Origin of the sequence: Vibrio renipiscarius (assembly GCF_000827885.1) — a bacterium.
In the GTDB taxonomy this organism is placed as follows: domain Bacteria; phylum Pseudomonadota; class Gammaproteobacteria; order Enterobacterales; family Vibrionaceae; genus Vibrio; species Vibrio renipiscarius.
Map to the genome: position 1 here is coordinate 399863 of NZ_JTKH01000006.1, position 12074 is coordinate 411936.

The 12074-nt window shown below is 45.8% G+C and carries 11 protein-coding genes; 9 read left to right on the plus strand and 2 right to left on the minus strand.

The genetic code is table 11. From position 1 onward, the window contains the following. Positions 1 to 156 precede the first annotated feature (156 nt). Positions 157 to 3342, minus strand: coding sequence for a ribonuclease E (gene rne / locus OJ16_RS05110; protein WP_040988063.1), 3186 nt, complete (start codon positions 3340 to 3342; stop codon positions 157 to 159). Between the two features lie 555 nt (positions 3343 to 3897). Between rne and rluC the strand changes: the two genes are divergently transcribed. Next, the gene (gene rluC, locus OJ16_RS05115) at positions 3898 to 4845 is read left to right on the plus strand and encodes a 23S rRNA pseudouridine(955/2504/2580) synthase RluC (RefSeq protein ID WP_040988065.1); all 948 of its coding nucleotides are present in this window, start codon (positions 3898 to 3900) and stop codon (positions 4843 to 4845) included. 100 nt (positions 4846 to 4945) lie between these two features. Here the strand turns inward: rluC and OJ16_RS05120 are convergent, their stop codons facing one another. After that, entirely contained in the window at positions 4946 to 5527 is a 582-nt protein-coding gene (locus OJ16_RS05120; protein ID WP_040988067.1) for a Maf family protein, read from the minus strand. 148 nt (positions 5528 to 5675) lie between these two features. Between OJ16_RS05120 and yceD the strand changes: the two genes are divergently transcribed. The 8 genes from yceD to fabF all read left to right on the plus strand — a co-directional run bounded on the left by yceD (position 5676) and on the right by fabF (position 12046). Beyond that, positions 5676 to 6203 (plus strand): 23S rRNA accumulation protein YceD, encoded by a 528-nt coding sequence (gene yceD, locus OJ16_RS05125; protein ID WP_040988069.1) that lies wholly within the window; start codon positions 5676 to 5678, stop codon positions 6201 to 6203. 48 nt (positions 6204 to 6251) lie between these two features. Further along, entirely contained in the window at positions 6252 to 6422 is a 171-nt protein-coding gene (gene rpmF / locus OJ16_RS05130; protein WP_004737376.1) for a 50S ribosomal protein L32, read from the plus strand. A gap of 9 nt (positions 6423 to 6431) precedes the next feature. Then, positions 6432 to 7457, plus strand: coding sequence for a phosphate acyltransferase PlsX (plsX, locus tag OJ16_RS05135; RefSeq protein ID WP_040988076.1), 1026 nt, complete (start codon positions 6432 to 6434; stop codon positions 7455 to 7457). A gap of 5 nt (positions 7458 to 7462) precedes the next feature. Further along, complete coding sequence (locus OJ16_RS05140) at positions 7463 to 8416, plus strand: beta-ketoacyl-ACP synthase III (RefSeq protein WP_040988078.1); 954 nt, start codon at positions 7463 to 7465, stop codon at positions 8414 to 8416. Between the two features lie 128 nt (positions 8417 to 8544). Continuing rightward, positions 8545 to 9468, plus strand: a complete 924-nt coding sequence (gene fabD, locus OJ16_RS05145; RefSeq protein ID WP_040988080.1) for an ACP S-malonyltransferase — start codon at positions 8545 to 8547, stop codon at positions 9466 to 9468. 38 nt (positions 9469 to 9506) lie between these two features. Further along, on the plus strand, positions 9507 to 10241 hold the full coding sequence (gene fabG, locus OJ16_RS05150) for a 3-oxoacyl-ACP reductase FabG (RefSeq protein WP_040988820.1): 735 nt from the start codon (positions 9507 to 9509) through the stop codon (positions 10239 to 10241). Positions 10242 to 10477: 236 nt separating this feature from the next. Continuing rightward, complete coding sequence (gene acpP / locus OJ16_RS05155; protein ID WP_040988082.1) at positions 10478 to 10711, plus strand: acyl carrier protein; 234 nt, start codon at positions 10478 to 10480, stop codon at positions 10709 to 10711. A gap of 93 nt (positions 10712 to 10804) precedes the next feature. Continuing rightward, positions 10805 to 12046, plus strand: a complete 1242-nt coding sequence (gene fabF, locus OJ16_RS05160) for a beta-ketoacyl-ACP synthase II (RefSeq protein ID WP_040988084.1) — start codon at positions 10805 to 10807, stop codon at positions 12044 to 12046. The last annotated feature ends 28 nt before the right edge of the window (positions 12047 to 12074 follow it).

A 12074-nucleotide genomic window follows, 5' to 3' on the forward strand; every position in this document is an offset into this window, starting at 1 on the left:
AATAACACGGCATCTAAAGGCCCACTTGTTGTTTGCGCAATTGTGCACATATGTGCTTGGGCGAATCAGCATAAATAAAAAAAGGCTGCTATTACTAGCAGCCTTGATTGGTTCTATCGTTGCTTAGAAATCGTGCAACTTAAGAAGCCTTATCGCTTAGAAGCTTTGAGGCTTCGTCATTCCAGCCCCAGCTTGGGTCTTCGCTGACTGGCTACCCGCGCCGATGGCTTGGTATCGCTCAGTACGGAAAGGTGCTGCCGTTACAGAAATTTCACGCAGTTCTTGCGGGCCAGGGGCTTTCGCCATTGGAGAGCAAGCATGTGCTTTCAAGTTCGCAACTTTATCTGCTGAAGGTGCTTTTACCGTTTCAGTCATTACGTCAACAACGGCTTCAACGACCACTTCTGGTGCAGTTTCAACCGCGACTGTCTCTTCAACAATCACGACTGGAGCTTCAGTTGGTGCTTCAACGATAACGGTTTCAGCCGGAGCCTCAACAATCACAGTCTCTTCTACAACAGGTTCGTTAACGATGATGACATCAGCAACTTCAACCGCAGTAACAGGTGCTTCAACAATCGCTTCAGTCACAACTTCAACTTCTGCAACCGCCGCTTCAGCAACAGTTTCATTGATTGCAGCTTGCGGTGCAACGTACTCTTCATGCTGAATAATCACTTTACCCATTGCTGTTTCAGGGCAAGCGAATCCACCTAGTGTTTCTGTCGAAGCGATGGTCACTTCTTCTTCAACGATCTGTGGTTGAACAGGTTGAGGGCGTTGCGCTGGTTTAGCTAGGTCGTAACGAGGCATCACTTTACCCATTGCCATCTCAGGAGAGGCGACACCACCTTTGCGTAGGCGGAATGGGTTAGGGCGACGATCGCGACCACGACGACGACGTTGTCCGCTCGCACGTAAGTGACGAGGTGAACGACGGTTACGACGTTGCTTGCCATTATCAGCATCGTTTTCGTTGTTATCCGCTTTGATCGTTTCAACCGCTGGCTCAACGGCTACAGGTGCTTCAACGGCCACTGGTACTACAACCGGTTCAGCGATAGCTTCTTCTGCATTTGCACGTTGATCTTTAACGCGAATTTGCTTCGTTAGCTTACGACGTTGACGACGTTCTTTGATTTTTGCTGTTTTTTCTTCAGCACGAACATCGACAACTGGCTCAACTTGAGCTTCAGCAGCCAGTTTTAGACCTTCTTCAGCAACTTTGCTTGGCTTAACATCTTCACGCTTGTTACGGCGCTCTTGTTTAGGCTTGCGATTTTGCTGTTTAGGTTCAGTTGATAGCGCTTGTTGCTCGTTGTTGCTGTCATCGCGATTTGGCTTGTTACGCTTGTTATCACGTTTATCATCGCGGTTGCGACGATTACGGTCATTGCGGTCATTGCCATTACGGTCATCACGTTCGTTGCGATCGTTACGGTTGTTGTTACGATCATTACGGTCGTTGCGCTCGTTACGATTATTGTTGCGATCATTACGGTCGTTACGATTATTGCGACGATTGCGATTGTTACGATTTGGACGCTCGTTTGCTTTCGGCTCTTCTTTTTTCTCTTCATCTTTAGCTGAGCCAAAAATGAAGTCGCCTAGTGCTTTAATGAATCGGCTGATTAGGCCTGGTTGAGCGTCGCTTGCTTCTACTTTTTTCGCTGGTGCTGCTGGTTTTACTGGTGCAGCGGTTGGCGCTGGAGCAGGAGCTGGCGCTGATTGTGCCGGCGCTGCAAAACCGCGTAGAGCAGGTTCTTCAATCTTCTTAGGTTTGATGTCAGTGTCAGGAATATCTTTTCCTTCCGCTTCTTTCAGAGCATCTAGCTTTTTAGGCAGTAGATAAGAAAGTAGGTCAAACTCTTCGCCTTCACGAACACGAACCACTTCAAAGTGAGGGGTTTCCATGTCTGAGTTAGGCACAACTAAGATTTTAACGTCTTGGTTTTTCTCGATATGGTTTACTGAGCGACGTTTTTCGTTCAATAGGTAAGAAGCGATTGGCACAGGCACAACAGCAAGAACTTGTGCTGTGTTGTCTTTTAATGCTTCTTCTTCGATCAAACGCAGTACAGAAAGTGCTAGAGATTCGTTATCACGAATCACACCGGTACCGGTACAACGAGGACAAATGTGGTGGCTTGCTTCAGCAAGAGACGGGCTCAAGCGTTGACGAGACATCTCAAGTAGACCAAAGCGAGAAATACGACCAATCTGAACACGAGCACGATCCATACGAACCGCGTCACGTAGACGGTTTTCAACTTCACGCTGGTGACGAACAGGGGTCATATCGATGAAATCGATGACCACTAGACCGCCAAGGTCGCGCAGACGTAGCTGACGAGCAATTTCGTCCGCTGCTTCTAAGTTAGTGTTTAGAGCCGTTTCTTCGATATCGCCGCCTTTTGTTGCGCGAGCTGAGTTGATATCGATAGAGGTGAGGGCTTCTGTTGGGTCGATAACGATCGAGCCGCCAGAAGGCAAACGAACTTCGCGTTGGAACGCGGATTCAATTTGGCTTTCGATTTGGTAGTGGCTAAATAGCGGCACTTCACCATCGTATTTCTTCACACGGTTAACGAAATCAGGGCGTACTAGACGAATGTGCTCAAGAGCGCGATCGTACATAGTGTTGCTGTCGATTAAGATTTCGCCAATATCGCGACGCAAGTAGTCACGAATCGCGCGAACGATAACGTTACTTTCTTGGTGAATTAGGAATGGTGCTGCGTTGCTATCAGACGCTTGTTTGATTGCGCTCCAATGATTAAGAAGAACGTTTAGGTCCCACTCAAGCTCTTCTGCACTTTTACCTACACCAGCGGTACGCACGATTAGGCCCATACCTTGCGGTAGTTCCAATGTGCTTAGTGCTGCTTTAAGTTGAGTGCGCTCGTCACCTTCGATACGGCGAGAAATACCACCGGCACGAGGGTTGTTAGGCATAAGAACTAAGTAACTACCCGCAAGAGAGATAAAAGTGGTTAACGCTGCACCTTTGTTGCCGCGCTCTTCTTTCTCAACTTGTACGATTACTTCTTGTCCTTCCGTTAGCACTTCTTTAATGCTTGGACGGCCTTGGTAGGTATAACCTTGAGGGAAGTATTCGCGAGCAATTTCTTTAAGAGGGAGGAAACCGTGTCTTTCTGCACCATAGTCAACAAAAGCCGCTTCAAGGCTTGGTTCGATGCGAGTGATACGTCCTTTGTAGATGTTTGCTTTTTTAGATTCGTGACCTGGGCTCTCGATATCAAGATCGAATAAGCGCTGACCGTCCACTAAAGCAACACGCAACTCTTCTTTTTGAGTTGCGTTGATTAGCATTCTTTTCATTTAAAAATCTCGTTGTCATTTTTTTATTGTGCTTGTTGCTTTGCTCTCTCTCTCACGGTGCCAGATCCCATGGTTTATTCAGTGCAGCCTCCCGGCTGGAGGGATGCTCTGGGGCACTCCAGTTCTCACATGCAGTTAACTTGTGAGCCGCGATTTCGGCGGAATATACTCAACATGAAAGGAGATGAGTAGAGCAACAAGAAGCCAACGTTGGAAAGGTCTTACGCCGTGTGCTGCGTTTCCTATTCGTTAGCAATCTACTCATTTTTTGCGTTAAATGATTTGACTTGTATAAATATAAATCAAATCGCTCTTTGCAAGGACAGAACTATAGCAGTACCCAGTAAACACGGCAATCGGCTTTATTGTAAAACAACCAATAATCAGTGTTTATGTTTGATAATATCGTGTTGAAACATGTTTTTTATTTCGTTAACAGTCATCTAACCGATGAGCCGCCCTAAATTTACACGCAATCGATTCAAAATTGCTTCATCTATAGTCTGGAATGAAGAAAATGTGAATTTGGTCTGATTTGAGTGATAGAATAGAAACATGAGCGAAATTAGAACCCAAGTCCAGTTTGTCGATATCGATCAAGATATGGCAGGCCAGCGCATTGATAACTTTCTGCGCAATCAATTAAAAAGCATCCCGAAAAGCATGGTTTATCGTATCGTGCGTAAAGGGGAAGTCCGAGTTAACAAAAAACGCGTAAAAGCGGAATACAAATTACAAGCTGGGGACGTGGTGCGAATTCCACCGGTAACGGTTGAAGAGAAAACGCCGGAAGTGGCACCAAGTACGAAGCTTAACAAAGTGGCTGAATTAGAAGATATGATCATCTATGAAGATGAACATATGCTGATTTTGAATAAGCCGTCGGGTACTGCGGTTCATGGCGGTAGCGGTTTAAAATTTGGTGCGATTGAAGCGTTACGCGCTTTGCGCCCACAAGCTCGATTTTTAGAACTTGTGCATCGCATCGATCGCGATACATCCGGTATTTTGTTAGTGGCGAAGAAGCGTTCAGCGTTGCGTCATTTACAAGCCCAGTTCCGTGAAAAAACGGTTCAGAAATATTACTTTGCGTTGGTGATGGGTGAGTGGAAAGCAAGCTGTAAGGTTGTGAATGCACCACTGCTTAAAAACGAAGTCAACAGCATAGTACGTGTGAACCCGAACGGTAAACCGTCAGAAACGCGCTTTAAAGTGTTAGAAAAATTCCCTAACGCGACCTTGATTCAAGCGAGCCCTATTACTGGACGTACTCACCAGATTCGTGTTCACGTGCAGTATGCAGGCCATCCGATTGGGTGGGATGATCGTTATGGTGATCGTCGTTTTGATGCCTACACAGCAAAAGTAGGTCTAGACCGTCTGTTCTTACACGCGGCTAATATTAAGTTCCAACATCCATCGAATGACGAATGGATGGAAATCAATGCTCCACTGGACCAAAAGCTTGAAAAAGTATTGGCTGGTTTGAGAAAGTTGGTTTAATTGCATTGTCGTCATTTGACGACGATTGTGATGATTAATGAGCAGCGGCAAAGGATGCGTCAGCAAACCCTTTGCCGTTGTTTTATATATGCTTCTATGTTTAAAGCACATTAAAGCCTTGTGCTTGTAAAAGGTCGACCAAGTCAATTAATGGTAGGCCGACCAAGGTGTTAGGATCTTTACCTTCTAAACGGTCGAAGAGCGCAATACCAAGACCTTCGCTTTTAAAGCTGCCTGCACAATTGAAAGGTTGCTCTTTATCGACATAACGTTCAATTTGTGCCGATGTCAATTTGCGAAAGTGGACAATAAACGTATCCAGTTTTACGTTTGTTTCACCACTCGTGGTGTTATGCAGCGCTAAACCGGTGTAGAAAGTAATGCTCTGACCGCTTTGGCGGTGAAGTTGTTCGATTGCGCCTTCGCGAGTATGCGGCTTCCCGATGATCTCTCCATCAATAACGCAGACTTGATCGCTGCCAATAATGAGAGAAGGGCAGTCGGTTTGACAAGACTCCGCTTTCCCTTGTGCTAGGCGTTGCACTAATGCACTTGGACTCTCACCGTCGAGAGGGGTTTCATCGAAAAGCGGGTTGGCCGTTTTAAATGGAATTGCTAGTTTATTGAGCAGTTGTTGCCTGAAAGGTGAAGTAGAGGCTAAAACTAGTTGGTAATTTGGCATTTTTATTTACAATCAAAATAGGCTTTGATTGAAGCATAAACGATATTTTAGCGCTTATCATAGCGCTCTAGGTGGAAAGGAAAAAAAGTATAACTTTTTGCCCTTTTTCTTTGACTCTAAACAATTTGGAAGATAGAATTTGCGCCCTATGCAAAAGGTAAAAATACCGCGAACGGTTGATCCTGCGAAAACCGCTCAAAAGCGACTGGATATAAATGGTATCATTCAAACCAGTCTTTTTAAGCGTTTAAGCGAAGCAACTGAAGGCGTAAAACGTGACGCGCAAGTCTCATTGTCATTTGGGCTTGATGAACAGCGACTCGTCGTTATCTCTGGTAAAGCTAACGTCGAAGTTGATTTAGAGTGTCAACGTTGTAATGAGGTTTTCGCACGCGAGTGTGAAGTCCAATTCACTTATACTCCTGTTTACAGCGAGAAAACTGAAGAGGAAGCACCGGAAGAGTACGATTTGGTAGATCTAAACGAGTACGGTGAGTTAGACCTGATTCAACTAGTTGAAGACGAGTTCATCCTTGGATTGCCACAAGTAGCAATGCATGACGAAGCGGACTGTAGCGTTAACTCAAATAATATGGTGTTTGGTGAACTTCCTGAAGAAATTGAGGAAGAAATAAAACCGAATCCATTTGATATCTTAAAAAGCTTAAAGCGCTAACTTATTAACAAGTAAGTATCTTTAAGAATTTACATAGGAGTAGGGTCAATGGCCGTACAAAAGAGCAAGAAATCACGTTCAATGCGTGGCATGCGTCGTTCACACGATGCGCTAACTACAGCTGCACTTTCTGTAGACGCAACTTCAGGTGAAACTCACCTACGTCACAACGTGACTGCCGAAGGTTTCTACCGCGGCAAAAAGGTTATCAACAAGTAAGGTTGACCTTTGCATAATATAACCGTTGCGCTTGATGCAATGGGCGGAGACTTCGGTCCCCGTGTAACAGTGCCTGCCGCCGTGCAGGCACTGTCGTATTTCCCAGAGCTAAAAGTGATCCTACTAGGTGATCGGCCTTCGATCACATCTCAATTATCGAATCTTGGTTATCAGCCAGATGCTCGACTGAGCATTCAGCATTGTGACCGAGTGATCTCCAATTCAGAAAAACCTTCTCTAGCATTACGCAATGGCCAAAACAGTTCCATGGGCCGAGCGATTGATCTGGTCTCTGTCGGACATGCAGATGCATGTGTTAGCGCAGGGAATACCGGTGCCTTAATGGCTTTGTCGCGTTTTCGTCTTAAATTGTTGCCAGGTATTGAACGACCTGCTCTGATCTCCGAGTTACCGACGATTTCAGGCAGCCGAACTTGGATGCTCGATTTGGGTGCGAATGTTTCCAGTGACGCTGATTCGTTATTCCAATTTGCGGTCATGGGCAGCGCGCTCGCAGAACAATACTTAGACCACCCCCCAAGGGTAGCGATTCTCAATATCGGCGCTGAAGAAATAAAAGGTAATGATCTTGTCAAGCGTTGTGCAGAAATGCTATCACAAACCCAATCGGTCAATTTTGTCGGCTATATTGAAGGTAATCAATTATTACAAGATGCCGCAGATGTGATTGTCTGCGACGGATTTGTTGGTAATATCTGTTTAAAGGCGTGCGAAGGAACAGCACAGCTTTTTATTGACCGATTGAAATCATCGATGATGGCGTCGTCAATAAAGGGTTGGATTGCCAGAAAATTGTTTTCTGAGTTATTTAATGAACTAAAAACATTGAACCCCGACCAGTATAACGGCGCAAGTTTGCTAGGATTGCGCGGCATTGTAATAAAAAGCCACGGAAGTGCTGATGTAGGGGCTGTTATTCATGCCATTGGCGAAGCCCTGCATGAGGTCAAACGACAGGTACCAAGCCGTATTAGCGATCGTTTGGAAGCGGTTTTACTCGAGAGGCACTATTAGTCTTCATGTATAGCAAAATATTAGGTACTGGCAGCTATCTGCCATCTCAAGTGCGTACTAACGCAGACTTAGAGAAAATGGTAGAAACATCAGATGAGTGGATTGTCGCTCGTACTGGTATTAAAGAACGTCGCATCGCTGCAGAAGGCGAGACAGTGGCTGACATGTCTTATCAAGCGGCACTGAACGCGATTGATATGGCGAACATCGATAAACACGATATCGATATGATCATTGTTGCGACCACGAGTAGCAGCAGTGCGTTCCCATCATCGGCTTGTCAAGTTCAAGGCATGTTAGGCATCAAAGGCTGTCCTGCGTTTGATTTGGCGGCAGCATGTTCAGGCTTTGTGTACGCATTGTCGATTGCTGATCAGCACATTAAAACGGGCATGTGTAAAAACATTCTTGTGATTGGTGCGGATGCGCTGTCTAAAACCTGTGATCCAACTGACCGTTCAACGATCATCCTTTTTGGTGATGCTGCCGGTGCAGTTGTGATTGGCGCAAGTGAAGAGCCTGGTATCCTATCGACGCATATCAATGCTGACGGTGCTTTCGGGGATTTACTGAGTTTACCTGTGCCTGTCCGTGAGGGTAGCGAGGGTGACAAGTGGCTTTACATGGCGGGTAACGAAGTCTTTAAAGTGGCGGTGACTCAGCTTTCTAAGCTGGTGAAAGACACACTTGAAGCGAATAACATGCATAAGTCTGAGCTAGATTGGCTCGTGCCACATCAGGCGAACTACCGCATTATTTCTGCGACCGCTAAAAAGTTATCGATGTCACTTGATCAAGTTGTATTGACGCTTGATAAGCACGGTAATACGTCGGCGGCGACAGTACCAACAGCATTGGATGAAGCCGTGCGTGATGGTCGTATTCAACGTGGTCAAATGTTGCTTCTAGAAGCGTTTGGCGGTGGCTTTACTTGGGGCTCTGCGCTCGTTAAGTTCTAAGCGAAAAAAATTCTAAATGAAGATGCACGTTGTGCATCTTTTCATACCGGCATCACCATAATTTACGTTCACGATTTTACCGTGATCGAGTGAGGTTGGTGTTACTTATTTGTTTTAAGGAAAAGAACATGAGCAAGTTTGCTATCGTATTTCCAGGTCAAGGTTCACAAGCATTAGGTATGCTTGCAGAGCTTGGCGAACAATATGACGTAGTTAAACAAACTTTTGCCGAAGCTTCTGATGCACTAGGTTACGATCTTTGGGCGTTGGTTCAAGATGGTCCTGTAGAAGATTTAAACCAAACTTTCCGTACTCAACCAGCACTATTGGCATCGTCAGTCGCGATTTGGCGTGTATGGCAAGAGCTTGGTCTAGAGCAACCTGCAAATCTAGCAGGTCACAGCCTAGGTGAGTACTCAGCGCTAGTATGTGCAGGTGTTATCGACTTTAAACAAGCGATCAAGCTTGTTGAGCTACGTGGTCACCTAATGCAAGAAGCGGTACCAGCTGGTACGGGCGCTATGTACGCGATCATCGGTCTAGACGACGCGGCGATTGCAAAAGCGTGTGAAGATGCAGCGCAAGGTGACGTTGTTTCTCCAGTAAACTTTAACTCTCCTGGTCAAGTGGTTATCGCAGGCAGCAAAGCGGCTGTAGAGCGTGCTGGCGTGCTTTGTAAAGAAGCGGGCGCGAAGCGTGCTTTACCTCTTCCTGTTTCTGTGCCGTCTCACTGTGCGCTGATGAAGCCTGCAGCCGATAAGCTTGCAATCGCACTAGAAGAAATCGAATTCAAAACGCCTCAGCTACCGGTTATCAACAACGTTGATGTGATGGCTGAAGTGGAACCAGAAAAAATCAAACTTGCACTTGTTCGTCAGCTATACAGCCCAGTACGTTGGACTGAGTGCGTTGAGCTTATGAGTGAGCAAGGCGTTGAAAAACTGTTAGAAGTTGGCCCAGGTAAAGTATTGACTGGTCTTACAAAACGCATTGTAAAAACGTTGGATGCAGCGGCAGTGAATGACATTGCGTCACTTGAAGCGGCTAAATAGTCAGCGCTGCTAAGTAATCGAAAGGAACGAAGATAATGATGAATCTAGAAGGCAAAATTGCCCTAGTGACTGGCGCAAGTCGTGGTATCGGTCGTGCTATCGCTGAACTGCTTGTTGAGCGCGGTGCAACGGTAATTGGTACGGCAACGTCTGAAAGCGGCGCGGCAGCCATCAGTGAATACCTTGGCGACAATGGCAAAGGCCTTGCGCTAAATGTTACTGATGTTGAGTCTATCGCGGCGACGCTAAAAATCATCAACGATGAATTTGGTGTGATCGATATTCTAGTCAACAATGCGGGCATTACCCGTGATAATTTGCTTATGCGCATGAAAGACGATGAGTGGAACGATATTATCGACACCAACTTAACGCCTATTTTCCGTATGTCAAAAGCAGTGTTGCGCGGCATGATGAAAAAACGCTCTGGTCGTATCATCAATGTTGGTTCGGTTGTGGGTACCATGGGTAACGCAGGTCAAACGAACTACGCAGCAGCAAAAGCAGGTGTGATTGGCTTTACTAAGTCAATGGCTCGTGAAGTCGCTTCTCGTGGCGTTACCGTGAACACGGTAGCGCCAGGTTTCATTGAAACTGACATGACGAAAGCACTGAATGATGACCAGCGCTCAGCAACACTGGCTAACGTGCCTGCTGGTCGTCTAGGTGACCCTCGTGAAATTGCGTCGGCGGTTGCATTTTTAGCATCGCCAGAGGCTGCATACATCACAGGTGAAACTTTGCATGTCAATGGCGGCATGTATATGGTTTAATAGCCGAGTTTGATAACCTTTGTTGATATTTTGACTTTGTCTTCTTGTCGGGAAAGTGTGAAACTTGCTATTGATTTGCACAACAATTGTGCATGATATAAGTCAAAGTTGTATTGAATTTCGGTTAAAATCGCTAAAATTGTGGTTTGACCAGCAAGGACCCCCTTGCAACTTTCAATAGTTCTAATAAACTACGGAATCATCGCATTAGGCGAAATCTGTAAAGGAAAAGAAAAATGAGCAACATCGAAGAACGCGTAAAGAAAATCATTATTGAACAGCTAGGTGTGGATGAAGCAGAAGTTAAAAACGAAGCTTCTTTTGTTGATGATCTAGGTGCTGATTCTCTAGACACTGTTGAACTAGTAATGGCTCTAGAAGAAGAATTCGACACTGAGATTCCAGATGACGAAGCTGAGAAGATTACTACTGTTCAAGCTGCAATCGACTACGTGAACAGCGCTCAGTAATATCTCCCCCAGGCGGCCTTCTGGCCGCCTGAGTTCTTTTTTAACCCTTCTATCTCTCTCATAGAATCATTTCATTTCCCGGAGAATAAAATCGTGTCCAAGCGTCGTGTTGTTGTCACTGGCATGGGTATGTTGTCACCGGTAGGCAACACCGTAGAATCATCATGGAAAGCCCTGCTAGAAGGTCAAAGCGGTATCGTTAATATCGATCACTTTGATGCTACTAATTTCTCTACTCGCTTTGCTGGCCTAGTTAAAGATTTTAACTGCGAAGAGTACATGTCTAAGAAAGATGCTCGTAAAATGGATTTGTTTATCCAATACGGTATCGCGGCTGGTATTCAAGCCCTTGACGACTCTGGCTTACAAATTAATGAACTAAACGCTCCACGTGTTGGTGTTGCGATTGGTTCGGGTATCGGCGGTCTAGACCTGATTGAAAAAGGTCATGATGCACTGATCGAAAAAGGCCCACGTAAAGTTAGCCCATTTTTTGTACCATCAACCATCGTAAACATGGTTGCAGGTAACCTCTCTATCATGCGTGGCTTACGCGGCCCTAACATCGCTATTTCAACAGCGTGTACGACAGGCCTGCATAACATCGGCCATGCAGCACGAATGATTGCTTACGGCGATGCAGATGCAATGGTAGCAGGTGGTTCTGAGAAGGCGTCTACGCCTCTTGGTATGGCTGGCTTCGGTGCGGCTAAAGCACTTTCGACTCGTAACGATGAACCGCAAAAAGCGTCTCGTCCATGGGATAAAGACCGCGACGGTTTTGTTCTTGGTGACGGTGCTGGCATGATGGTTCTTGAAGAGTACGAACATGCGAAAGCACGTGGCGCTAAGATTTATGCAGAGCTTGTTGGCTTTGGTATGTCTGGCGATGCTTACCACATGACTTCCCCAACACCTGACGGTTCTGGCGGCGCGCTTGCGATGGAAGCGGCGATGCGTGATGCAGGTATTGTTGGTACTCAAGTGGGTTATGTGAATGCACACGGTACATCAACACCGGCAGGTGACGTAGCTGAAATCAAGGGTGTAAAACGTGCTCTTGGTGAAGACGGCTCTAAACAAGTAAAAGTATCATCAACTAAATCAATGACAGGTCACCTATTGGGTGCTGCTGGTTCAGTTGAAGCGATCATTACTGTATTGTCTCTTGTTGACCAAATCGTACCACCAACGATTAACCTCGATAATCCAGAAGAAGGTTTAGATATCGATCTTGTTCCACATGTTGCTCAAAAAGTAGATATGGAATATGCGATCTGTAACTCTTTCGGTTTCGGCGGTACTAACGGTTCTCTTGTCTTTAAAAAGATTTAATCGAGAAACGGCTATAGATTTGTGATAA